Raw genomic sequence first — 24,606 nt, 5'->3', positions numbered from 1 at the left:
TTGCCGCTGAGTCGATAGGCGGCGCCGATCGCTAGTGGTAGAACGAGTTATGCAGTTCCGACAGCTTGAGTACTTCGTGGCGCTCGCGCGGGAACGTCACTTCGCGCGAGCGGCATCTGCGTGCTACGTCTCGCAACCCGCGCTGTCGGAGGCGATCCGCAAGCTCGAACACGAGCTGGGTGTTCCGTTGGTACTGCGCGGCTCGAACTTTGAGGGCCTGACTCCGGAGGGGGACCGGCTGGTTCTCTGGGCGAGAAGGATTCTCGCGGATCGTGACGCATTGGAGCATGAGGTGACCGCGCTGCGCAGTGGCCTCACCGGTGAATTGCGGCTCGGTGTGGTGCCCGGTGCGGCCACGCGAGTCGCACTGATGGCCGACGCATTTTGCGCCGAGCACCCGTTGGTGCGCGTGCGGATCGAGTCCAGCCTGCGGTCCGCGGAGATCCTGGACCGTATCCGCCGGTTCGAGCTGGACGCGGGTGTGGTCTACGACGACGGGTTGCAGACCGACGGGCTGGAGCTGACCCGCCTGTACGGGGAACGCTATGTACTGGTGGCGGGGGAGGGGTTGTTGCGTGATGCTCCGGACCCTATCGACTGGTCGGAGGCCTTGAGTCTTCCGATGTGCTTGCTGCACAAGGGTATGCGTGACCGCGACCGCATCGACGAGGCGGCCGCCGAGCATGGGCTGACAGTCTCGCCGCGTCTGGAGGCCGATTCGGTGGCGACGCTGCTGGCCCTCGTCGGTACGGGCCGCTGGGCGGCGATTGTCGCGAGGACCTGGTTCGCCACCGCGGCGCCGCCTGCCGGTACCCGAACCGTGGAGCTGCAGGCGCCGACGCTCGGCTCGCCGGTGGCCCTGGTACGTGCCGCGGGTGAGCCCGCATCACTGCTGGCCCGTGCGCTGGCACAGACGGTAGCACCGCTCGACCAGCCCTGATCGGCCGCGCCTATCGGGCGGTCGGAACTTGGTCTTGGACACGCCACCACCTCGCGCCGGAAACTGAGAATGCGTCGACAAGGCGCATCGGATGGCTGAAAAGTCATTTGTATCAACAGAACTGGCGGCCAGAACGACCGCCGCAGAGGAGTGGTCATGGCAAAGATCTTGTGTGTGCTCTACCCCGACCCGGTGACGGGCTATCCGCCCGTCTACGCCCGGGACTCGATCCCCGTTATCGGCGACTACCCGGACGGACAGACCCTGCCGACTCCGTCAGCCATCGACTTCACCTCCGGAGAGCTGCTGGGCTGCGTATCCGGTGAGCTCGGACTGCGCCGCTACGTGGAGGCGCAGGGCCATGAGTTGGTGGTCACCTCCGATAAGGACGGACCTGACTCGGTGTTCGAGAAGGAACTGCCGGACACCGATGTCGTTATCTCCCAGCCTTTCTGGCCCGCGTATCTCAGTGCGGAGCGAATTGCCAAGGCGCCGAAGCTCAAGCTGGCGTTGACGGCAGGCATCGGCTCGGACCATGTCGACCTGGATGCCGCCATCAAGGCCGGGATCACCGTCGCCGAGGTGACCTATTGCAACAGCATCAGTGTCGCCGAGCATGCCGTCATGCAGATTCTGGCCTTGGTGCGTAACTACCTGCCCGCGCATCAGTGGGTGGTCGACGGTGGCTGGAACATCGCCGACAGCGTCGAGCGTGCCTATGACCTCGAGGGATTCGATGTCGGCATCATCGCGGCCGGTCGCATCGGGCAGGCGGTGATGCGCAGGCTCAAGCCATTTGGCGTGCGGCTGCACTACTTTGACACCCGCCGGTTGCCCACCGAAGTGGAGCAGGAGCTGGGCCTGACCTATCACCCCGACGTGCACTCACTGGTCAGCTCTGTCGACATCGTCGACATCCACGCCCCGCTGCATCCGCAGACCTACCATCTGTTCGATGCGAACCTGATCAATTCCATGCGTCGCGGCTCGTACATCGTGAACACCGCGCGTGCCGAGATCACGGTCCGCGACGCGGTGGTCGACGCCCTGCGCAGTGGTCAGCTCGCCGGCTACGCCGGTGATGTCTGGTACCCGCAGCCGCCGGCGCCGGATCACCCGTGGCGCACCATGCCCAACGAGGCGATGACTCCGCACGTTTCCGGCACCACGCTGTCCGCGCAGGCCCGGTATGCGGCCGGTACCCGGGAAATTCTCGAAGACTTCTTCGAGCGGCGGCCCATCCGGGATGAGTACCTGATCGTCGAGGGAGGGCAGCTGGCGGGCACGGGCGCCAAGTCCTACACCTCCGACGGCTCGGCCAGCCCCGGCGCAGGCACTTAGGACCTTAGGGTCGTCGGCATTACGTCGGTTGAGCAATTGGCATGGATCGTGGGGGTCCTGGCACTGATTGGCAGTGTCAGGACCGCCCCAGGCTGGCAGCATCGCCTTCATGAGCCACAACGCAGCATTGCGCAAAGCAGCAGCAGGGTTTTATGCAGGTATCGGAATCTTCGCCCTCGTCAAACCCGCCCTGGTGCCGCGGATGTTTGGCGGCACCGCACCGACCAGTGAGTCCCGCACCGAGATTCGCGCCGTGTACGGCGGTATCCCGTTGGCCTTCGCCCTGGCCCTGGCGCAGGCAGGGGGCGACAGCGCGCGATCCGCCGGGCTGCGTGCCTCCGTCCGGTACGCCAGCTACGGCATGGGGCTGACGCGGTTGCTGTCGGGCGGGCTTGAACGACGGGTGCGGCCCTGGCCCACAGGGTTTTTCGCGGCGCTGGAGCTGGCCGCGGGCGCGGCACTTTACGAATCTGGTACCCGCGTAAACGGGCAACTGACTCGCGAGTAAGCTCGCCGCCATGTCCAATGGTCTTCGCGCAGGCGACTCATCCGCGACCCCACCTGCCAAGCGTCGCGCCGTCATCGTCGCGGGCGCGCGCACCCCGTTCGTTCGTGCCTTCGGCGACTTCACCCGCATCGACACCATCGCGCTCGCCGATGAAGCGGTGCGCGGTCTACTCGACAACACCAAGCTCTCCTCTACCGAGATCGAGGCCATCGTGTGGGGCGGGGTGATCCTGCCCGCGGGCGCGCCGAACGTCGCACGTGAGATCGCGCTGGACCTGAAGCTCGGCCACGGTGTCGAGGGGCACACCGTCACCCGCGCGTGCGCCTCTGGTCTGCAGGCCATCACCACGGCGGCCGCCGCAATCGAACGCGGCGAGTATGACGTCATGATCGCCGGCGGCTCCGACTCCACCTCCAATGCCGGGGTCAACCTGCCGCAGAAGCTCATTCACGCCGCGGCCCCGTTGGCCCTGGGTAAGCCCAAGCCGAAGGATTACCTCGACGCCGCGCTGAGCCTGGCACCGTTCACCGGACTGCTGCCGCGCCGCCCCAAGATCGAGGAGCGCACCACCGGTGAGGTGATGGGGGAATCGGCCGACAAGATGGCCAAGATTCACGGCATCACCCGTGAGGCGCAGGACGAGTTCGCCGTCCGTTCGCACCATCGCGCGGCCGCGGCCATCAAGTCGGGACGTTTCGACCGGGAAGTGGTGCCGGTCAACGGTGTTACGCGCGACGGCCTGGTCCGCGAGAACACCAGCGTCGAGAAGCTTGCGAAGCTCGCTCCCGTCTTCAACCGCGACGGCACCGTCACCGCGGGCAACGCCAGCCCGCTTACCGACGGGGCGGCCGCCGTACTGCTGATGAGTGAAGAGAAGGCGCGGGCACTCGGCCTGAAGCCGTTGGCCGCGTTCCGCTCGTGGAGCTACGTGAGCGTCGATCCGGCCGACGAGGTTTTGATCGGGCCGGCGATCTCGATGCCCCGCGCGCTGGAGAAGGCCGGACTTTCGCTCGCAGACGTCGATTACATCGACATTCATGAAGCCTTTGCCGCACAGACCCTTTCGGTGCTGGAGGCGCTGGGCTCCAAGAAGTGGGCGGCCGACCGGCTCGGGCGCTCCGAGGCGGTGGGCACACCCGATATCGACAAGGTCAACGTGCATGGCGGTTCGGTGTCGATCGGTCACCCATTCGGTGCCACCGGTGCTCGCATGGTCACCACCATGGCCAACGAGCTGGCGCTCACGGGAAAAAGCACCGCGCTGCTGGGGATCTGCGCGGCCGGCGGGCATGGGGCCAGCGCCGTGCTGGAGCGCGTGGACTAGCCAAACGAAAAATGCCCGCCTACAAGTGTTGTCGCTCGTAGGCGGGCATTTTTCGTTGCGTTTCTAGCCGCCGTATCCGGGACGCAGGATCGAGGCGACGGCGCCGATCGGGATATGCGCCTCCACGGTGCCGCCATCCATTGACCACACCTGTGCTCCGGGGGAATAGTCGATCGGATAGTCATGTGCCACGGGGTAATCCGGCATGTAGATGACCAGCTCGTCCGGCGTGAGCGCCCACGCCTTGTACCCGCCGGAGTACACCTTGTCGGGTGTCCAGCGCTCCGGGACGAACGGATAGGTTCCGGGGCTGTGGGCCCAGGCGGCACGGTCGAAACCTTCCAGCAGGTAAGGCTCGGCCAGCGGTGTGATGGCATCCAGCCCCAGACCGGGCTTCAAGATGTCCACCAGCTGCAGCCGCTTACCGCTGGACATGTCCCAGGTGAAGGTTCGGTACGCATTGTTGGTCTGCGGTCCGTTGGCGTGGTAATCCTCGTGGAACACCACGGACATGGCACTGCCGTGATGGAACACCTGGAAGTTCTCTTCGCCATAGCTGTCCTGAATCATGTCAGCGCCCTTGGCTTTCCAGTTGTTGTACAGGTTCCGCAGATAGTCTCGGATGGTCGGGCCTGTAGTCCCGTTGTCGACCAGATCGCCGGGGATGGCGACCTTGATATCGCGATCTGCCTTGCGCGGCGACGAGATCACCGTGTGGCAGTACAGCCCGTCGAAATTGCCGCCGAGGTCGCCGCAGAAGGACTGCGCCGACGCCGCCGCAGAAGGTGCGCTGCTGATGGCTAACGCAGCCACCGCCGCCCCGGCAACCCCTCGGGCTACTCGCCTGGCGAAGAGCTTAGAAATCCGCATGATTACCTTTCCGGCGGTTTACAGGTACTCCAGCTTGCTCGCTAGCCAACGGCCATCGATCTTTTCCATGGTGATCTTCATCCGGCTCTTGTCGACACGCGGATCGGGCCGCTGGGTGTTGGTGATGCTCTGATCCACCATCATCAGCAGCACCACCTTGTCCGTGGACTTGAACTGGATCGCCGAGTTCACCACCTTGCCATGCGAGGAAGCTTTGTTATCGAGCAGCAATTGCCGCAGCTGCACGCTGGCCGGAGTGAAATCCTTCTTCAGATCGCCGGTCGCTCCGTTGAGAATCTTTCGGAAGCTCTCGTCGATATCGTTGCTGTCGATGCTCGTGAGGGTCTCGGTGTACGGGATGGCGACAGACAGAGCCTGTTCGCCCGCCGCATCGATCTGATGCTGTTGCCAGACCTTCCAACCGAAGATGCCCGAGAACACGAGCGCGCCGACCAGGACCGCCGCGATGGCGCCGAAGGCGGCGTAGCGAATCCACGACGGCCGTTCGGCGGAGTCCTTGTCGTCCTCATCGCCGGGCGCTGCCGAATCAGACTCAGCATCGGCATCAGCGCTCGATTCGGTGTCCTCGCCGGCCTCCGAATCGGTCTCCGCAGCAGAGTCGACGGCCTCTTTTTCGTCGGCAGTGTCCGTGTCGGCGTCGTTCGTGGAGTCGACGTCTTCTTTGGTCATGGTGACCACGGTAGTAGCTCCTTGAATCTGATTCGCAGGTCAGGCATCAATGTGGGGGTTCGATCGGCAATGTCGGTCCACCATATGGGGTCGGTATCTGGAATCGCCCCTTCGGTGTCGGATCGGCCTTTTTACCCATATCGGCTCCCATGGGCGGCCCGGCGGTGTCGTCCCCTGCTGGTCGCGGCGCATTCTTGGCACCGCGAATCAGGACTGCCGGGTCCTCGTCCGCACAGTAGTTCGCGTACAGGAACGGCTCGGGGTAGTCGGCAGCCGATAGTGGCAACCGTGGCGTCGGGTAGTCGCACACGTAGCGCGGGTACAGATCCGCGGTGGCCCAGATACCGCCGTCATGCATGATGCTCATCAGAGCGTCGAACACCGAAGCCCGATAGTTGGGGAACAGGGCATTGAGGGCGGGAACGCGCAGGTAGAGCAGTTTGGAAGCGGTCGCCAGACTCGCCAGCAGCGTCACCATGGTGTCCGAGTTATCCGCGAACAGATTGTCCACGGCATGGAATGTCTTGGGCGTCTGGTCGACGAGGGTGCGATAGCCGTTCTGCATCTTCTCGACAGCCCGTAGTGTGCGGCCCAACTCATTGGCGGTGGCCTTGATGCCGGAGTTCTTGTCGGCGGCCAGGGTCAGCACCACGCGACTGGTCTTGAGCAAGCTGGTGGTCTCCGGTAGCACCGAGTCCAGGGTGCTCAGCAGGAACGTGCCACCGTCGATGATCTCGGTGAGCTTGCGCGGCCCCTCCTTGCTCAGGCTCAGTTCCTTCTTGATGAGCTCGAGCTTCTTCGGGTCCACCTGCGCCAGCAGACCATCCGCATCGGCCAACAGCTTGGCCAGCGTGACCGGAACCTGCACACCTTGAGAGATGACGGCGCCGTCCTTGAGGAACGGGCCTTGATCCGAGACACCTTCGAAGTTGATGTACTGCTCGCCGGCGGGCGAGAGACCGGTGACGCGTACCTTCGCCGAGACCGGGATCTTGTACTTGGACTGAATCTCGGCGACCGCATCCACGCCCTGCTGGGTGATGTCCAGCGACTGCACGGTGCCGATCTTGACGCCGCGCAGCGCGACATCCTGATTGGGCAGCAGACCACCGGATTCCGGGAGCTGCACCTTGACGCGATAGGTGCCGGAGAACGGGCTGACGCGCAAGGCGCCGACCGTCAGATAGCCGATCGCGACCAGCAGCACGGTTGCCAGCGCGATGCCGGAGAGCACCATCTTGTTGCGATGCGCGGCGCGAACGCTGCCGACGAGGCCGTTGGCGATGGCGTTGATCACTGGCCCATCACCTCCGGTCCGGGGGCGGGCCCCGGCGCCGGTGCCGGGGCAGGTGTCGATGTCGGGGCGGGAACCGCACCGGGGGCAGGAGCCGACGCGGGGACGGCCTGCCCGGGGGGCGGCGGCACCGGCGGTGGGCCGGGAACGCGCTCGATCACACCGGGTTCGGTCGGGCTCGGCCGCATCGGGACGTCATCGCCGTACACGCCCTTGCCCACGACACGTTCTTGCAGGCGCCACAGCGTGTACTTGAACGAGCCGACCAGCTGGGCCCAGTTGTAGCGCTTGGGCCCGTGTGAGCCGACATCGCCCTTGAACCCGGCATCCGGGATTGAACCCAGCACCAGCCGGTCGATGCTGACGCGCACCGAAATCGCGTTGCTCGGTGTGGATTTGACGAGTGTGGTGATCTGCCGGTTCAGATTGTTGATATCGACCGTCGGGTCCTGCGCGATGTCGTTCCACGCCTTGGCAACCGTGTTCGCATCCTTGATGAGGCTGTGCCCGCTGGTGTCGGTGCCCGCTATCGACGGGAACTTCTGCAACTGCTTGGTGGTGGCGCCGATCTGGAGAACCAGCTGCGAAAGCTGCGCGGTGTTGGCGGCAAGCGCCTCGGTGGCCGGGTCGGCCTCCTTCACGATGTCCGTCAGCGCCTGGTTCTTGGTGTCGAGCTGATCGGCCAGGCGAGAGGTCTGCGTGAGAGCCTCCGAGATTTGCGCCGATCGCGTATTCAATGTTCCCAGTAGCCGATTGGAGTCCTTGATCAGATCACCGAACGCCTGGCCCTGATCGCCGGTTGCCTTACCGAAACCGTTGATGACGTTGGTCAGGTTGCGCACCGCTCCTCCGTTGGAGACGATCGCGGCCGAGCTGAGCACGGATTCCACGGTCGCCGCGGCCATCGTCGAATCCAGGCCGATGGTGTCGCCCTCCCTGAGGATGGGCGAATCCGACGTCGCGCCCGCCGGGGGACGAATCGACACGAAGACGTCGCCGAGTGGTGTCGCGGAACGCAGTTCGGCTGTGCTGCCCTTGGGAAGCCGGACTCCGTCCAGAATGCGCAGCGTGGTGATGGCGGTGTAGTTGCTCACCCGCATGTCGTCGACCTGGCCGATATCGGCACCGGCCAGCTTCACCTTGGCGTTGTTCGGGAGGTTCAGGATGTTCTCGAACAGTGCCGTCAGGTGATAGCCACCGGTTCCGACACCCGGGGCAGGCAGCGGTAGGTCGCCCAGACCGTTGGTTGAACACCCGGACAGAGCGGTGCCCGTTACCAGCGCCGCCATGCCCAGTGCTGCCATTCGCTTACGTGTAGCCATCACTTTTGCCCCATCGCCGCGAGCCCGTCGAGCACGTAGGTCAGGCCGAAGTCGGGACCGTAGTCCTGCAATGTGCCTGTGCTGCATCCCAGTTGGCGCAGGCCCATCATGTTGCAGATCTCCTTGGCGGTCTGACTCTCGAAGAGCAGCTTGTCGGTGAGGAACCGGGCGCGTAGCGACCCGTTGTCCTGATCGATGATGTTGTAGAGGTTCTCCACGGCCAGCGGCGCGATGTCGATGGTTTCGGAGAGTTCACGCTGGTTGTCCGCGACGGTCTTCAACGCGGTGTTGCCGTTGAGGATCGCGGCCTTGATGTGATCGCGGTTGGCGTCCAGGATATCGCCGGCCTGCCGCACCAGATCGTTGAGCTTGCGCCCGGTGTTGCCCGTGCCGAGCGCTTCGTCGTCGATGACGCTGCTGAGTTGGTGGATGGTCGTGGAGAACTCGCGCAGCTTCCCGTCGTTGGCGGCCGCGGCGTCGAACAGCGAGCTGACGTTCTTGATGATGGTGGTCATCTGCTCGCGGGTGGTGACGCCGCCTTCTGAGCTGAGTCGCAGTGCCTTTGACAACTCGTCAAGCCCCGACTTGATCTTGTCGCCGTTACCGTCCGCGACTCCGGCGGCCGCGTTGATGATGTCGCTGACGGGACCCTGTCCGTTGCCGTCGCCCTTGAGCGATACCGACAACTTGTCGAGCATGCCGAGCACGCGGTCGAACTCGACCGGCGTCTTCGTCTTGTCCAGGCCGATGGTGTCGCCGTCCTGGAGCGTGGGCCCACCGCGATAGGGAGGCGTCAGCTCGACTTGGCGGTCGGTCAGGATCGAGGTGGACAGCGTGACGGCCTGTACGTCGACCGGCACCTTGACGTCCTTGTCGACCGTGAACTGGACATCGACATATCCCGATTGCGGCGTGATCTTGGTGATCTTGCCGACCGGCATGCCCAGTACCGCAACAACATTCGACTCGTAAAGCCCGGAGGCGTTGTCGAACTGGGCGGTCAGCGTGATGTGGTCCAACTGCGACTTCACGTAGTACGCTCCCGCGCCCACAATCGCCGCGGCCACGACCGCGATGGCGGCGATGACGGCGACTGCCTTGCCTTTTCCGGCGCCCTTGCTGTTCATCACTTGCAGTCCTTGAAGTACTGGATCATGCCGAATTGCTTGGCACGCCCGCTGATTGCGCACATCCAGGAGTCGACGGCGAGGCCGTTGGGCGCGTTGAACTCGATGGCGTTGCCGGTGCCGGTGGCGTTGGTGACGCCGCGCAGCGCTACCGGAGCGACCTGCAGGATGTTGCGCAACAGGTCGTCGTGCTGACCGAGCATGTCGGTAAGCTGATGCAGCGTCTTGAGCATGTCGTCAAGCTGTGGCCGGTCCTTGATGACGATCTTGCTGAGCTGCTGGACCAAGTTGGTCAGCGACTGCATCATCGCGTGGAATGTGCCACGGCGCACCACGAACTCACCGATCAGGCTCTGCCCCTGGTTGATCAAGGTTCCGATGCCCTGTTGCTGGCGGTGCAGCGTGTTGGTCACCTTCTCGCTGCTCTTCAGCAGCGTGCCGAGCTGATCGCGCCGCTCGGCGATGATCTGCGAAAGGGTCTGAATGTTCTGCATGGCCTGCGGAACCACCTCGGGCAGCCCGTCGAGCTGCTTGCCCAGAATGCTCAACGACTGCGCCACCTTGTCGAAATCGACCTGATCGAAGGTGTTCGTCACATCCTTGAGGGTCGCCTGCAGGTCGTAGGGGACCTCCGTGTGGGCCAGGTCAATGGTCTTGTTGGGCAACGATCCCGGGCCCTCCGGGCGCAGGTCCAGGTACCGGGAACCCAGGATGGTGGTCACCCGGATAGCGGCCTTGGAGTCCTTGCCGAGTTTCACGTCATCGCTGACGGACAGCTTGGCCTCGACGTGATCGCCAACCAGCTTCATGCTGCTGACGGTCCCCATCGGAATACCCGCCACTGTGATGGGCTGACCCGCGCGCAGCGACGCCGCCTGCGCGAATTCGGCGGTGTACGTGGTGTAGCCGAAACCGATGGCCTTCACCAACAGCATCCCGCCCACCAAGGCGCCGATCACCGCAATAGCGATGAACCCAAGCCAGGTCTTGTTGTAGGTCTCGACCGGCCGGTTCTTGATCCGTTGCCATCTCGATTGCTCAGCCATCAGCCAGATTCCTGCATCGTGGGGTGTGCTGGGTGACGTTGCCAGGGGTCGCCGCGTTGACGATGATCGGCACCACGTCGTTGAGGCCCGGCATGAAGCCGGTGATGTTCAGATCGCAGATGTAGGCGTTGCCGTAGGCGCCATCACCGGTGATGCGGGCCAGGCTCTTGAGGAGCAGCGGCAGGTTTCCACCGAGGAACGCCAGCTTCGGTTCGATCTGGACCATGTGCTTGGCGAAGCCCGGTTGGCGAGTGATGAGCTCATCAAGGGACGGATAGACCTCGTCGGTGATCTTCGATACGCGGCGCAGGGTCTGCGCCAGCGAGCCCACCGACTCGACCAGTTCCGGTCGCCGAGAATCGAAGTCCGACACCACTTTCCGGGTGTTGGTGATGGCCTTGTCGAGGCTGTCGTTCTGCTGGGCCAGGTTGCCTGTCACGGTGCTCAGGCTGGTGATCACGTTTCCCAGCACCTGGTCGCGGCCCGCAAAAGTCTTTGTCAGCGTTGACGTTTGGTCGACCAGTGCGGTGATCGAGGCTTGATCGCCCTGCAGGGACTGAATAACACCCTTGGTGAGGTTGTCGGCCTGCTCAGGAGAAAGCGTGCTGAACAGCGGCTCGTAGCCGTTGAGCAGCGTTGTCACGTCGAAGGACGGATCGGTGCGCTCCAGCGGAATCGTCGATCCGGCGGGAAGCACGTTGGTGTCACCCGTCTTACCCAGCGACAGGCCCAAGTACCGCTGGCCCACGATGTTTTGGTACGTCACCGATGCGAGGGTGTTGCCGAAGAGCTTCTGGTCGTTCTGGACGACGAAGTTCACCTTGGCCTGGTTGTTGTTGACCAGCTCGATCTTCTCGACGCGGCCGACGCGCACACCGGCCATGCGAACGTCGTCGCCGTCGCGCAAGCCGTAGACGTCGGTGAAAATCGCCGAGTAGGACGTGGTGCCGCCCGAGACATCACGGCGCAGTGTGGCGTACACCAGCCACGTCAACGCCAGCGCGAGCACCATAAAGGCGGTCAGCGCGATCAACGGACCACGGAACTTCATTGGGATCCTTCCTTCGCGAGCGAGACCGTGGTGCCTCGCACAACCGGGCCGAGCAGCAGCTGCGTGGAGGAGCTGGCCGGCTTATCGGTAATGACACTGAGCTGGGCGCGTTCGGTCAGGCTGCCGACCGGGCCTACCGTCCCGCCGAACGATGCCGGTGCAATCGGTGCACCGCCGCCGTCACGTGCACCCGGCGCAACGGGTGCGGCAGGGAGCGGTGGTGGCGGAGATGGCGGCGGCTCCAGCAGGTCGGGGTCCGCGGTGCCAGGAACGCGAGGTGACGGATTTGGCTGCCACGGCGGCAGCGGTGGGTTCGGGTCCGTCAGATTCGGTCCACCCGGGGGCACGACATAGGGGGGACCGACCGCGATCAGGTTCCCGTCGGGGCCGACCACGGTTCCGCGTGGCGGCTGCAGGTCCGGCGGCACCTTGTAGTTCTGCGGCAGCAGTGTTTCGGGCAGGTCGGGCCGCACTACGAGTTCGGGCGCGGTGAAGCAGCTGGGCCCCTTGAGGTCGCCGTACCGGGGGCAGTCCGCCCGCGTGTAGGTGGAGCCGGGCGTCAGCGACAGGCTCACGCGCATGTTGCCGGTGTCGACATCGGACTTCCATGGCTCGTCGAACCATTTCTGGCTCATCTGGGTCAGCTTCTGGAAGATCATCTGGAACTTGGGTGCGTTGTTCGCGAAGGTGCCGATGACGGGCGTGATGTCGGTAGTGATGCCGATCAGCTGATCGGTGTGGTTGTCGAAGGCTTGCCGGGTGGTACCCACCGTGGTGAGACCGCCGTTGATCAGGCTGGTCAGCTGCTCGCGCTTCTCGACGAAGGTCTGCATCGGTATGACGGCCTGGTGCAGCGAGTCGATCAGCTCGGGGGCGGTCTGCTTGAGGCCCTCGGTGGCGTCGAGCAGAGCCTTGACCGTGGAGGGACCGGTATCGGTCACCACGATGTCGTTGAGCTGGGCGATCAGACGGTTCAACTGTGCGCCGCCGGTGAGCAGCTTGACCCGCCGGTTGTCGGTGGCGGCGCCCAGGGCCGCCAGGATGCCGGTGGAATGGTCATCGCGGCCACGGCCGGTCGCGGTGAGCACATCACGCAGCTTGCTCACCGTCGTCTGGAACAGCACAGTCGGCAGCTGGGTGTCCTCGGCGATATGCGCGCCCGGGCGAATGGGAGCGCCTGGGCCGCGATCCACCAACTGCACCGAAGAGACGGCGAATACGTTGCTGGGGACCACGCGTGCGGTGGCGGTGCCGGGAATGGATTTCGCGTACTGCGGCTTGAGGTTGATGTGCACGAAGTTGGGCTGACCGTTGGAGGCGGGCGTAACGCCGTCCACCTCACCGACGAGAACGCCGTGGTACTTCACATCGGATTTCTGCGGCAGTCCGTCGCCGACGTTGTTCAGGTCGGCAACCACCCGGATGAAGTCGTTGAGACGGCCCGTGGACTTCAACAACATGAGTCCGGTGATCAGGGAGGCCACCACGATCATGATGACGCCGGTGCCCAGAAGAAGTTTCTCGGATGGTCCGCGGCCGTCTGTCTCAAAGGAATTCGCCGCCATTTAGCCGCCCAACCTCGCTCCTGCGTCGACGCTCCACAGCGCCATGGTGAGCAGCATGTTGACGATGATGACCAGGGTGATGGCGGCGCGCATCGCGTGCCCGGCAGCAACGCCCACACCTTCGGGACCACCACTGGCGTAGAAGCCGTAGTAGCACTGGATGGTGGAGGCAAGCCAGACGAAGATGACGGCCTTGATGACGGAGTAGAAGATGTCGATACCGCTGACGCCGATACCGAAGTAGTGCAGGTATGAGCCGATGGATCCGCCGCTCATGATGCCCACCATGATCTGGCAGGAAAGGTAGCTGACAGCCAGGCAGGCGACGTAGAGCGGAATGGTGACGACGGTGGCCGCCATCAGTCGGGTGGTCACCAGGTAGGGGATGGGACGAATCGCGATGGAGTCCATGGCGTCGATCTCTTCGGAGATGCGCATGGCGCCGAGCTGGGCGGTGAAGCGGCAGCCGGCCTGGGTGGCGAACGCGATCGCGGCCATGATCGGGGCCAGCTCGCGGGTGTTCACCAGTGAGGAGATGTGATGCCGGTCGCCGGGCCGAGTCCCAGCAGGTCCAGGAAGTTGTAACCCTCGATGGCCACCAATCCACCGGCGATGATGCCGAGGACGATCATGACGCCGGCGGTGCCGCCGCCGACCACCAGGGAACCGTTGCCCCAGGCGATATCGGACAGGTGCCGCAGGAACTCTTTCCAATAATGGCGGAACACGATGGGGACGCCGGCGATGGCGCGGAAGAAGAAGGCGACCATGTGGCCCAGCCGGGTGATCGGCTTCTGGGCCCTGTTGTAGATGCCGACGAACGGTCGCGCAATCGGGGGTACATAAGTTGATGCGGTCATGTCACAGCCCCGTCCGCGGGAACATCATGATGTAGAGCTGACTGATGGCGAGGTTCACCGTCATCAGCAGCAGGATCGATTCGACGACGGCCGCGTTCACCGAGTTGGCGACGCCGATAGGGCCGCCCTTGGTGGACAAGCCCTTCTGGCAGGCGACCACCGCCACGATCGCGCCGTAGATGACAGCCTTGATGAGAGCCAGGATCATGTCGCCGGGGGTCGCGAAGGCGGAGAAGGTAGTGACGAAGCTGCCGGGGGCACCGTTCTGCCAATACACATTGAAGAGGTATGCGCCGAGGAAGCCGACGAAGCAGACGACGCCGGTGAGTGCGATACCGATCATGATGGCGGCGGCGAAGCGGGGGACGACGAGCCGCCGGATCACCGAGACACCCATGACCTCCATGGCATCGGTCTCTTCACGCATGGTCCGTGAGCCGAGGTCGGCCGTGATGGCCGAACCCACCGCCGCGGACATCAGTAGGGCGGCCACGAGGGAGGCGGCCTGCCGGATGATCGCGATGCCGCTGGCGGCGCCGGCCAATGAGGTCGCACCGACCTGGCCCGCGAGCAGTGCGAACTGGATGGAGAGTGTGACACCGATGGGCAGGGTCACCAGGATGACGGGGATGACGGCGGTGCCGGCCTGGAAGGCGCCCTGCCTGACGAACTCCTGCCACTGGAACTGTCCGGTGAACAGATCGACGAAGAACCATTGGATGGTGCGAACCCCGAGCATGAACTGCTCGCCCACGGTCTTGAGGGATTCAAGAGGGTGGCGTTTGATGTACCCAGTCGTCCAGTTCTGGATCGCCGCGACGCCATCAGTGGTGGCGCGGCGCTCGTCTTGTGTAGTCATCGCAGGTGACCCACACAGACGCAGCTCGAAGGGGTTGCGGCTACGGCGATCAATACAGCTCCCTGTGTGACCTGGAACACAAATCCCAGCAATCTACGAGTACGTCTCGGCCATCATGGGCTATTCGGTTCCTGGATGCATGCGAAACGCCAAAATGGATTCACCTGTGAACGTAAATTGACGGTCGTCTACTGGGCTTGTAGTACCCCACTGTCCTGGTGGTTCGGGTGTTTGCCTCGGCCGTCAGGTTGCTCGACGTAAACGCTTGTTGACGCTTGTAGCAAACTTTCATCAACCACTTTGCGTGAGTATGCCCGCTGCTCAGGCTGGATGTAGCGACCGAGGCAAGTTTGGGCACGCAGTGTTACCAAACAAATCGCAGCTAGACACGATTTTCAAATGATGACTATGAGCTGGGTCACACGCTTACAGTGCTGCTCAAGTTTCTGGATTCCCTCAAAGGAGAGGTTGCGGTCTTGTCCAAGCGTCATCGAAAGTCATCCAAAAAGGTCGTCGTCCAACGCACTGTGACTGCAGCTGGGGCAGTCGCCGCGACCGCCAGCTTGGCTTTTATCGGCCCGACCGCGCAAGCCGCTGCGGCGGCGCCGGACTACAAGGGCGCGGCCACCGACTATAAGAACGCGCTCAATAACTACTTATCCGGAACCAATGCGATCGGCGCGGCCGCCGGTGGCGTCTGGAATCCCATCGGCCAAGGCTCCGGGGGGCTGCTGCCGACGTTTGGGACGGGCCTGACTCACTCGAATTTGACCGCGATCGCCGATCTTCCCGGTGTTCTACGGAATCTCGCGAGCACGCCGTTGCCGACGGCGGTGCCGGGGGTCATTCCGGCGATCAAGATCCCGGGGCAGGGGTTTGTGAACCTTCCGCTGCCCACCACTATTCCGGGCGCGAACCTGCTCAATGGTCTTGCCAACGCTCTGGACGGTGTGTTCAACAACCCGATCATCGGACCCATCGTCGACAAGCTCCCGCCCTTGAGCGACATCGTGGACGGGCTGATCGCGGAACAGGACAAGTTCACGGCCGGCTACAACTGGCCACTGCTACAGGCCAGTGGTCTGACGACCATCACGAACACCTTTGTGCAGACGCCCAGTGGGCTCAATATCAAGATCCCGGCCGCGCTGGACCCCTTGGGCATCCTGCCTGATTCCGTCCGGATCTTGCCCGACGGCACCTTGCCCAACGTCACGGCCTGGGTCCCGATGGGGGCCGGGAACTACACGTTCCCGTTGGGAATGGAGACGGGGTGGTGGGCCACTGCGCCCACCCTGGTCGTCGACGGCGGCGCCGTGAACGTTCCGCAGACCGTGCTGTCCATCCCGATGTGGGCCAACGGCATCACGGCGCCCCTGGGGCTTGGTCAGGCCGGTCAGTTCAGCGCACATGTGTTGATCCCTACGCAGAACGGTATCTATTCACCGATAGGCACCACGCTGTCGAACTTCTCGATTCCAGGGCTCGGTCTCGGCATGACGAATCTCAACGTGACGACCGGAAACTACCTCGGTACCAACGGATTCAATGTCAACAACGGGCAGAACGTGATGGTGTTGCAGACCCCGTTCAGCGGGGCGCTCCCGGTGCCGCTCGTCTATTCCTTGGGCGGATTCAACTTCGGGACCGAGGGCGCGGGCTTCACGTTGCCATCCCTTTTCGGCGTAGGTCTCATGCCGACCTTCCAGATCGGAACGGCGCCGGGAGCCAACACATCTCTCGGCATCATCCCGCCGAACCTGATTCCGACGGGCGCTATCGTGCCCACTCAGCTGATCACCGTCTCCGGCCTGATCAGCACCGCACTCGGGATCCCCGACCCCACAGTGGAACTGGCCAAGGCGCTCACCCCGTTGTACAAGGGTCTGGTCACTCCCGCCCTGACACCGATTTCCGACCTGCTCACCCAGCAATACGGAAACCTGTTCAACGGGGCGGCGTCGAATACCTTGCAAGCCTCCAAGTTCTACAAGGACGTGATGACGCAGCTTGGCAGCCTGGTCGGTTCCGCGCCCGCGCCGGCCTCATCCCCGGCACCGAATGCCTTGGTAGCGGCGGACGCACCCGCAGCGGCGGCCAAACAGATCGAGTCTCCCGCGCCTGCGGCGAAGGACTCAGGCAGCCCCGCGGCACCCGAGGTCAAGCAGCTTGAGGCCGCGAAGCTGGATCTCACGTCCAACCTCGTCACGGCCAGGGAAAAGGCCGTCGAGAAGGCCACGCCTGCAGCACTTTCCGTATCGGTGCCCGCGGCTGCGGAATCGGCGACGGCGCCGGCCGGCGAGCCCGCGACTCAACCCGCTTCCGGTCCCGTGAAGGACGTCGTCAAGGAAGATCCCAAGACCGACGCGAAGGCTGACGCCAAGACCGACACCAAAGAGAATGACAAGCCGACCAAGCCCGTGGTGAAGGAGAAGCTGCAGGACAAGGTCGACAGGGCCAACCAGTCACTCAAGAAGCAGGTCACCGACACCATCAAGAACACCGGCGGTGTTGTCACGTCGACTGTCACCAACACGGCCGAATCCGTCACCTCAACGCAGACCGACGGTGTTAAATCGCCGGCGGCCACTGATACGGCCAAGGATGCCAAGACCAAGCAGGACAATGACTCCGGTAAACATCACGACGATGGCTCGGCCGGTGCCTCGAACAAGGTGAAGGTCAAGGTCAATACACCCAGCGAGTCGGGCGGTAAGCACCGTGCGGCCGAGGCATCCGGTGGTGGCTCGGAAGGCTCGGGCTCGCACGCCGGGTCCGGTGCGAGCGGAGGAAAACACTCGGCCGGCGACTAGGTGCGCACCGCTCCCAGTACGGTATCGGCGATCCGAGAACGGAACGCCTCGGGCGAAAATTCGCATGCGTGCGCCCGGATGGCGCTGGTGTCGTAGTCGGCCGGGTTGAGCTCGCGCATCAGCGCGGCCAACTGCTCCACGACGGCGTCATCCGGGCCCGCCTGCATGTGCTCACCGGTAACTCCCGGATCTACCGTATCCAGGGCACCGCCCTCGCCCAGTGCCAGAACCGGTGTCCCGCAAGCCATTGCCTCGACGGGGACAATCCCGAAGTCCTCCACGCCCGGCATCAGCAGGGCGCGACACCGTCGGTACATATCGAGGAGTACCTCGTCGGACGCGGCGCCCAGGAACGTGGTCTCCGGTCCCGCGATGTCCTCGAGGTGATCGCGGAATCGTCCTTCTCCCAACACCACCAGGCGGCAGTTGGCCCGTTGGGCGGCCCGGATCGCCAGGTCCGCGCGCTTGTACGGGACCAGCCTGCCCGCGCACAGGTAGAAGTCCTCGCGCGGGATAGAGGGATCGGGGGAGAAGCGGTCGATGCGAACGGGTGGGCTGATCACCGTCGATGGCAGCCCCCACCAATCGCGAATCCTCTCGGCCACGGCGTGCGAGTTGGCGATGACGTGCGACAGGTGCGGCGCCGCGCGCAATTCTCCGCGGCGCGCGATCTTTCCCAATGCGGACAGGGCGATTCGGCCCGCTCGACTTGCCATCTCGTGGTTGCGGAAGGTGCGATCCCATGCCCAGCGGGCCGGGCTGTGTACGTATGCGACGACGGGAGCTTCGGTGGCCAACGCCGCCTGGGTCGCGAACGAGTGATGACTGATCAGCACCGCGTCAACGTCGTTGCCGAGCGGGAGTTTCCGCAGGGCGCTGGGCACCAGGGGTAGCAGTGGTGCATGCGATCTGCGCCCGGTGAGGGCGTATGCCTCGTCCAGCCAGGTCCCGGAGATGGGTTCGTGCAGTCCGTCTTCGGTCCGCCCCGCTGCCTGCAGCACCTGCTGGCGGCAACGTGGCTCGGTGATGGGCGCGTAGACCCTGGCCTCCGGCCACGTCTTCATGAACTCGGCGACCACCAGTTCGGAGCCACCGAACTCGGTGAAGCGTTCGTGGACAATCGCGATACGCGAGGCGTTCAATGTGCGCTCCTCAGCATCCGGGGGTCAGGAAGGCCTTCACGTAGCTGCCCGACTGGCGGATGAACATCCACGTCCAGAAGGCAACGCCGGAAGGCGCGGGACTGGCGACCATGGTGAGTTCCCCGTCGAAGCATTTTCCGACGATGTACCGGGACCGCGAAACATGCGGTGTGAAGGTGATGACGATGATGTGGTGCCAGCCGAGTTCCTGTGCCTTGGCGCGTATCTCTTGCGCCTCACCCTGGGTGGTCCAGGGGTCCGGGATAAAGCAGCTGACCGTGAATGTGAAATGCCCCTTGCAGTACTTGTCCATGTTGCGGTCGTTCGCGCCGGTCGACTGTGAGATCAACAGATACGGCGCGTACCCGCGCTTGGCCAGGTCCAATCCGACATCGAAACGCTCGTAGGGAGTGCCGCCCAGTACAACGATGGCATCGGCCGGGCGTAGCGGATCGGTCTGCGGATGCATGTACACCCGCCATCCGACGGTTATGAAACCCGCCAGCAGCACGGTAACGGTGATACAGGCCAGGAGGATTCGCCGGCGTCGCCGTGGTGCGCGATCCGGTGTGGGTGCCTCGATATCGTCGACCGGTGTCTCCTTCGCATCACTGAAGTTCATCGATGATCTCCCTGGCCCGGTCGACGTATCGGTGCGATTCCCGTGTCACCCGTATATGGCCCGCCTCGGCGATCTTGGCCGCCTGTGCGGGATGGCACGCACACCAATCCAGAATCTCGCGAAGCTCGGCCTCGTCGGAGAAGAGCAGGCATTCTGTCCCCTCATGGAGAAGCTCACCGTGTTCATCGGTGCGTTCGCCGACGAACAGCCCTCCGCACGCGGGTATTTCGAAGGTCCGACAGGTGTGGGTATCCCGGTTGTCGGAGTTGAGTAGGACCAGGTTCGCGGTCACCGATGCGACGGTGGTGGCGAAATGGTCGCCGTATACGGCGCCACCGATCGTGGCGCCGGTGGTCCGCAGCGCGGGCATGCGTCGCCAACCCGGACCGCGCACCAACAGGTTCTCTCCGTGCTCGCTACCGAGCCGGGTGATCAAGGCCGATCGGTCCGGGCGCCGGGCTCCGATGAATCCCACCAGGTATTGCTGCGCAACTCGTTTGGCGCACGGGCGATGCCACGCCGGGTCATAGGCGCTCAGTACGAACTTCACCCGGCGTGCGCCACGGTTCAGCAGCTCGGGCACATTGTGGCGTTTGGTGGTGACCACCAGGTCCCACCCGCTCTCGTGGGCCAGGTACTCGGGTGTGGTGTTGTACGGGTTCCCGACATCATCCGGGCTGTAGTGCACGCGGACCGCTGCCGGTACCTGGAGCAGGCGAGCCTGGTCCAGGTGGATCGACTTGAACCCAAACAGCATGTCGGGGGCAAAGTCTCGTGCGATGCGTTCGATCTGTGCATGCGCCGAGTCCTGCAGCCAGGGTGCGCGCCGGCGCATTCCCTTCGAGTACAACCATGCCGGTGACAACCTGGTGGGCAAGGTGACTCGGGTGGTGTCGACGACGACGACCTCATGACCGGCCTGCCGGAATCCGTCGGCCATCGACCGTGCGTTGCTGCCTACCCAGTCGTCTCCCACAAAAAGGATCTTCATCGCGGAACCCCTTCGTGCGCGGTATCGGCCTCCGGCACCTCACCCTGCTCGCGTCCGGACAAGTGCCGTACCCGTGCCAAATACCACAGCGCCACACAGAATTCGGCCGCAATGACTCCGCCGATCAGGGCCCACACCGAATGGGTCCACGAGGCGGTGATCAACCCTGCCACCGATGCCGTGGTGCCCACCACCGAGGCGATGAGAACGCCATGCGTGTCCTGGCGCACGGGGAGGAGCGCGGTACTGATGTAGGAGCTGATCGTGCTCGCCGGCAGGATGAGAAGTTCGGCACGCAGGAGGCCGACGGCTCCGAGGAACTCGCTGCCGAAGATGATGTGCACGATGGGCGCGGCCAGCACCCATAACAGCGCTGCGGCAAGGACGGCCACCGCGACGGCGCCCCGTAATCCTTGAAAACCACTGCGCCAGAAGTGCTCATGGCCGCTGCGCTTCGCCATTCGGGGCAGCAGCACCAATCCGATCATGTCCAGTAGTGACTGCATCGCTCTGACCAGACGGTCGCTCGCCGAGAACAGACCCAGCGATACGGCGTCGAGCATGGCGGAGTAGATGGCCGGCGCCCCTTGGCCGTACCCGGTAGTGAGGAGCCGGGACGTCACAATCGGCCAGCTGGTGCGCAGGATCTGGCCGGGTGCGTACGGACGACACAGTGGCCCGTATGTTCGCAGGCTGTCCCACCAGGTTCCCGCCACCGTCAAGATCGAAGAGCCCAGTAGACACAGGATTGCCGTGGATGCGTGGGGCGAGTGTGGGAGCAGCACGATGAGCAGAACCAGATAGGTGATGCGTCCCGAACCCTGATATACCGCCGAGGCGACAAACCGGCCCTGCCCGATCAGGAGCCAGTCATCGGACGTGGCCCAAAGCCCACCGGCGAAGAGCCCCAACAGAATCATGTGAACGTACGGAGGCATCCCGGCGACCCAGCCGATACCGAATGCGGCACCGAGCACTCCGAGAGTCATCAGCCTCAGGGTCAGGTAGTCGGTGCGCACCTGCTGAAATTCGGCAGGTGTGTTGCGTAGCTCGGGCACCCGCGCGGCGAGAAATGGCGTCATGCCCAGATCGACGACGATGGAGCCGAAGAAGTACGCGGCCATTCCGACCGCCAACAACCCCATTCCCGCCGGGCCCAGTACCCGCGCGAGCAGCGGCACCGTCGCGAAGGTGACCAGGTACTGCCCGTACTTTCCGAAGACGACTGCCCCGAAATCTCTGGCCAACCGCATTGCCCGGGGCAGCGTCGCGCTACTTCGAGGTTCCTTAGACACTGCGCTCCGCCAGCGATGTGGTGGAGCGCCGGGCCAGGACATCGGAAAGGAACGACGCCACGGTCAGCGCCGAGTCGGCGATATCGAAGCGGCGCGCCCGTATCTGTCCTGCTTGTGCCAAGCGGATTCGAAGATCCCGGTCTGCGATGAGACGATCGAGGGCATCGGTCAGTTGGTCGGTGTCACCGGCATCGACCAGCAGCCCATGCACACCGGATTCGATGGTCTCGGCGGGGCCGCCGGGCCGGGTCGCGATGACGGCGCAGCCCGCACGCAGCCCTTCCACGACGACCTGGCCGAAGGGTTCGGCGATCACGGAGCAGTGCACGAGGATGTCGGAGATGGACAGGATATCCGTGGGGTCGTCGAGATGTCCGGTGAAGGTCACGGGCAGCTGCAGCTCGCTCGCCAGGTCTTCCAGTTCGGTTCGGAACGGCTCCTCGCCGAAGAATGTGCCACCGACCAGATACGTGCGCTGGGGCCGGACCTTGGTGTTGGCCAGGGCGCGAAGGAACACGTCCTGTCCCTTCCACGGTGTGAGCCTGCCGACGACGGCGATGACGGTCTCCGTGGCGGGCCGCTGCGGCGCATGCTGCGTATCGGGGGTCTGTTGGAAATCGAGTCCCGGGTAGGCGACCACGCCCGGTAGGCGGCCAGGTCGAAGCGAGCTCTCGGTGGACCTGCTGTTGGCGATGTATCCGTCGGCGACGAACTTGCCGAGCGTACGGAGAAGGAATGCCAGTGTGGCACCGAAGTATTCGGCCGATATCCGGTCGTGCACATGCCAAATCACGGGGATTCGGGCACGTTTTGCTGCGACGGCGGACATGATGAGCGCCTTTGTGCTGCCCGCGACGAGTACATCGGCTCCGTGCTCGCGTACCGCGGCGCCGAGGGCCCACCCGACGCGAATCAGCGCGAGAGCGCCGACCAGCCGGCGCAACCATCCGGAGCTTCGGATGGTGACGCTCCTGCTATCGAAGCTGTTGGCCAACAACGACGTTGGTATGCCCTGGGACTTCATGGCGCCGACCATCGGACCGTCTTCGGTGTAGATTACCGACGGTTCGAGCGTGCGGCCGGTGGGCGCGGTACGCAGCGCGGACACCAGTCGCAAGGTGGCCAGCTCCGCACCGGAGGGCGCCGCGGTATGGGCAACGAACATTGCCTGGATCATGCGCTCAGCTCCGAGTACACGGCGTGGTGACGCTGCGCGGCCGCGGCCCAGGAGAACGATTCGGCATGTTGGCGGCATCGCTGCGGATCGGGGAGCGCGCCGTCAAGTGCCGAGATGAGTCGTGCGGCAAGCGCTTCGGCATTATCGGCGGGCACAATCAGGGAGGAGTCCAGGCCGCGCACCGCATCGGGGAGCCCCCCACAGTCGGTGACGACGGCAGGTCGGCCGGTGGCCAGGGATTCGAGTGCGATCAATCCGAAGCCTTCAAGAGCCACCGACGGCACCACGGTGAAATCCGCGAGTGTGTAGAGCTGGGTGAGGGTCAGGTCGTCGACACGTCCGGCGAACTGGATGCTGTCGTCCAAACCGGCTGCCGACACCTGGGCCCTCAGATCTGTCTCGGCGGTGCCGGTGCCGACGATCATCAGGCAGGCATCCGGATGTGCGGAAACGACCGACGGCCACGACTCGATGAGACGGTGAATGCCCATGCGGTGTTCGAGCCTGCGTACGCACAGCACCGTTCGTCTCCCGGTGGGGGCGTCCAACCGCGGAAGTAGGCCGAATCTGACTAGGTCGACGCCGGGCGGGATGACCTCGATGCGGTCGGCGGAGATGCGGTAGTCCTCGATCAAGACGTCTCGGAACCGATCCGATAGCACGATCATCCGCTCGGCCCCGGCGTACCGAAGACGCTCGACGACGTACTTGGCGCGTGAGCGCAGGGCTCCGGCTCCGGCGAATCTGCTCTCGGCCGCCCACGGTCCGTGGAAGTGCACGACCAACCGGTTGCGGGTGCGCCAGCCGGCGGCCGATGGTCCGTACAGGCAGAAGTGCCGGTCGAGGATGGCGGGTCGCTGTAGGCCCGATCGGTCGTTGAATGCGGTGAGGACTCGCGACCGGGTCGATCCACCGGGGGAGCCCCAGGACCATCCCCCGTCGGACGGGACCCCGAATGCCGCGGCCGATAGTTCGATGTCGTCCCGGTGCCGCAACGCCGCGAACAGATCAGTGAAGTACCTGTTCAGGCCTCCGGGCAGCGAAGAGAACCACTCTGCCCCTGTCATATGCACTCTGATGGGTGCCATGTCAGGCTCCCGCCCTGTTGCTGACGTCTTTTGCTGATAGCGGCATGTGGTGCACCGTCCCGACGTTGAGCGTCAACCCCCGTCGCGGCTCCGTTCGCCGCGCTGTGGTTTCTGCTCTGGGGTCTTGGCCCCGCGTCTGATGTTTGTCCATTGTTCAACCCACCCCGCCCGGATGAGCGGCCGAGGGCTTGGTGTCGGCCGGTGTGTACTCATATGCGCCATAGCGGGTCGTATTCCATATTACGAGTAGCGCAATGCTACTCACGGGCGAAATACGGGGCGTAATTCTGTTTTATGCACGCCAGATCATGCCGCCCGCAAGCCGACCCGTACTCAGAGTGCAGCACCTAGCGGGCATCCGCAACCGGAGCAGGTGTGGTCCTGGCTATGAACAAACCGGTTTCCGCTGACACAGCTTTTGCCCGCAACGACGACCATGATCCACCTGCAACGACGCTATGGATGACCGCCGTGGGTGGATCATGGTTTGCCACCGATCGAGCTCAGCTGGTAATGTTACCTTAATGTTATTAGCCAGTGAGCGATACGTGATTGGCTCGGTTATTAGCAAACCGCTGCGGGAACCGATGTTTATTAGATGATTCTTATTTACCTCCAATGAAATTTTCATCGTTCCCCCGAATGGACGTGATCCCCATCACGTGGCAATATTTGAATCCC

The 24,606-nt window shown here is 64.0% G+C and carries 20 protein-coding genes and 1 pseudogene; 5 read left to right on the top strand and 16 right to left on the bottom strand.

The window, feature by feature from the left end:
* The first annotated feature begins 49 nt into the window (after nucleotides 1-49).
* The 4 genes from B4393_RS10355 (at nucleotide 50) to B4393_RS10340 (ending at nucleotide 4,113) form a co-directional block, all read left to right on the top strand.
* A complete protein-coding gene (locus tag B4393_RS10355) occupies nucleotides 50-940 on the top strand; it encodes a LysR family transcriptional regulator (RefSeq protein ID WP_078334093.1) in 891 nt (296 codons plus the stop codon).
* Nucleotides 941-1,096: 156 nt separating this feature from the next.
* Nucleotides 1,097-2,281, top strand: a complete 1,185-nt coding sequence (locus tag B4393_RS10350) for an NAD-dependent formate dehydrogenase (RefSeq protein WP_078334418.1) — start codon at nucleotides 1,097-1,099, stop codon at nucleotides 2,279-2,281.
* A gap of 109 nt (nucleotides 2,282-2,390) precedes the next feature.
* Nucleotides 2,391-2,789, top strand: a complete 399-nt coding sequence (locus B4393_RS10345) for a DUF4345 family protein (RefSeq protein WP_078334092.1) — start codon at nucleotides 2,391-2,393, stop codon at nucleotides 2,787-2,789.
* 10 nt (nucleotides 2,790-2,799) lie between these two features.
* Entirely contained in the window at nucleotides 2,800-4,113 is a 1,314-nt protein-coding gene (locus B4393_RS10340) for an acetyl-CoA C-acyltransferase (RefSeq protein WP_078334091.1), read from the top strand.
* Between the two features lie 63 nt (nucleotides 4,114-4,176).
* Here the strand turns inward: B4393_RS10340 and B4393_RS10335 are convergent, their stop codons facing one another.
* From B4393_RS10335 to B4393_RS10290, 10 genes and pseudogenes are all read right to left on the bottom strand, one after another.
* On the bottom strand, nucleotides 4,177-4,983 hold the full coding sequence (locus B4393_RS10335; RefSeq protein WP_109551701.1) for a DUF3298 domain-containing protein: 807 nt from the start codon (nucleotides 4,981-4,983) through the stop codon (nucleotides 4,177-4,179).
* A gap of 18 nt (nucleotides 4,984-5,001) precedes the next feature.
* Nucleotides 5,002-5,682, bottom strand: a complete 681-nt coding sequence (locus B4393_RS10330; protein ID WP_078334090.1) for a tetratricopeptide repeat protein — start codon at nucleotides 5,680-5,682, stop codon at nucleotides 5,002-5,004.
* 37 nt (nucleotides 5,683-5,719) lie between these two features.
* Nucleotides 5,720-6,970, bottom strand: a complete 1,251-nt coding sequence (locus tag B4393_RS10325) for an MlaD family protein (protein ID WP_078334089.1) — start codon at nucleotides 6,968-6,970, stop codon at nucleotides 5,720-5,722.
* Complete coding sequence (locus B4393_RS10320) at nucleotides 6,967-8,289, bottom strand: MlaD family protein (RefSeq protein WP_078334088.1); 1,323 nt, start codon at nucleotides 8,287-8,289, stop codon at nucleotides 6,967-6,969. Before B4393_RS10320 ends, B4393_RS10325 begins: the two co-directional genes overlap by 4 nt.
* Entirely contained in the window at nucleotides 8,289-9,416 is a 1,128-nt protein-coding gene (locus tag B4393_RS10315) for an MCE family protein (RefSeq protein WP_078334087.1), read from the bottom strand. The genes B4393_RS10320 and B4393_RS10315 overlap by 1 nt, the downstream gene beginning before the upstream one ends.
* Nucleotides 9,416-10,462 (bottom strand): MCE family protein, encoded by a 1,047-nt coding sequence (locus B4393_RS10310; protein ID WP_078282673.1) that lies wholly within the window; start codon nucleotides 10,460-10,462, stop codon nucleotides 9,416-9,418. Before B4393_RS10310 ends, B4393_RS10315 begins: the two co-directional genes overlap by 1 nt.
* Nucleotides 10,455-11,513 (bottom strand): MlaD family protein, encoded by a 1,059-nt coding sequence (locus tag B4393_RS10305; protein ID WP_078334086.1) that lies wholly within the window; start codon nucleotides 11,511-11,513, stop codon nucleotides 10,455-10,457. The genes B4393_RS10310 and B4393_RS10305 overlap by 8 nt, the downstream gene beginning before the upstream one ends.
* Complete coding sequence (locus B4393_RS10300) at nucleotides 11,510-13,078, bottom strand: MlaD family protein (RefSeq protein WP_078334085.1); 1,569 nt, start codon at nucleotides 13,076-13,078, stop codon at nucleotides 11,510-11,512. The genes B4393_RS10305 and B4393_RS10300 overlap by 4 nt, the downstream gene beginning before the upstream one ends.
* Nucleotides 13,079-13,938 (bottom strand): annotated as a pseudogene (locus B4393_RS10295) (MlaE family ABC transporter permease). It abuts the gene before it with no gap.
* Between the two features lies 1 nt (nucleotide 13,939).
* The gene (locus B4393_RS10290; protein ID WP_070936503.1) at nucleotides 13,940-14,797 is read right to left on the bottom strand and encodes an MlaE family ABC transporter permease; all 858 of its coding nucleotides are present in this window, start codon (nucleotides 14,795-14,797) and stop codon (nucleotides 13,940-13,942) included.
* A gap of 431 nt (nucleotides 14,798-15,228) precedes the next feature.
* On the opposite strand from B4393_RS10290, the gene B4393_RS10285 reads away from it, so the two are divergent.
* Entirely contained in the window at nucleotides 15,229-17,610 is a 2,382-nt protein-coding gene (locus tag B4393_RS10285) for a hypothetical protein (protein ID WP_078334084.1), read from the top strand.
* Here the strand turns inward: B4393_RS10285 and B4393_RS10280 are convergent.
* From B4393_RS10280 to B4393_RS10255, 6 genes are read right to left on the bottom strand one after another with little or no spacing between them, the layout of a single operon-like run.
* Nucleotides 17,607-18,752 (bottom strand): glycosyltransferase, encoded by a 1,146-nt coding sequence (locus tag B4393_RS10280; protein WP_078334083.1) that lies wholly within the window; start codon nucleotides 18,750-18,752, stop codon nucleotides 17,607-17,609. The genes B4393_RS10285 and B4393_RS10280 overlap by 4 nt on opposite strands.
* A gap of 10 nt (nucleotides 18,753-18,762) precedes the next feature.
* Nucleotides 18,763-19,374 carry a YdcF family protein gene (locus B4393_RS10275; protein WP_070936500.1) on the bottom strand — a complete coding sequence of 204 codons (612 nt, stop codon included), beginning with the start codon at nucleotides 19,372-19,374 and terminating at the stop codon, nucleotides 18,763-18,765.
* Complete coding sequence (locus B4393_RS10270; protein ID WP_078334082.1) at nucleotides 19,361-20,365, bottom strand: CgeB family protein; 1,005 nt, start codon at nucleotides 20,363-20,365, stop codon at nucleotides 19,361-19,363. The genes B4393_RS10275 and B4393_RS10270 overlap by 14 nt, the downstream gene beginning before the upstream one ends.
* Nucleotides 20,362-21,660: a lipopolysaccharide biosynthesis protein gene (locus B4393_RS10265; protein ID WP_078334081.1), complete on the bottom strand. Its 1,299-nt coding sequence runs from the start codon at nucleotides 21,658-21,660 to the stop codon at nucleotides 20,362-20,364. Before B4393_RS10265 ends, B4393_RS10270 begins: the two co-directional genes overlap by 4 nt.
* Nucleotides 21,653-22,837: a glycosyltransferase family 4 protein gene (locus B4393_RS10260; protein ID WP_078334080.1), complete on the bottom strand. Its 1,185-nt coding sequence runs from the start codon at nucleotides 22,835-22,837 to the stop codon at nucleotides 21,653-21,655. Before B4393_RS10260 ends, B4393_RS10265 begins: the two co-directional genes overlap by 8 nt.
* On the bottom strand, nucleotides 22,834-23,904 hold the full coding sequence (locus B4393_RS10255) for a glycosyltransferase family 4 protein (RefSeq protein WP_078334417.1): 1,071 nt from the start codon (nucleotides 23,902-23,904) through the stop codon (nucleotides 22,834-22,836). The genes B4393_RS10260 and B4393_RS10255 overlap by 4 nt, the downstream gene beginning before the upstream one ends.
* Between the last annotated feature and the right edge of the window lie 702 nt (nucleotides 23,905-24,606).

Origin of the sequence: Mycobacteroides franklinii (assembly GCF_002013895.1) — a bacterium.
GTDB lineage: Bacteria > Actinomycetota > Actinomycetes > Mycobacteriales > Mycobacteriaceae > Mycobacterium > Mycobacterium franklinii.
This window is presented reverse-complemented; position numbering and strand designations above follow the sequence as displayed.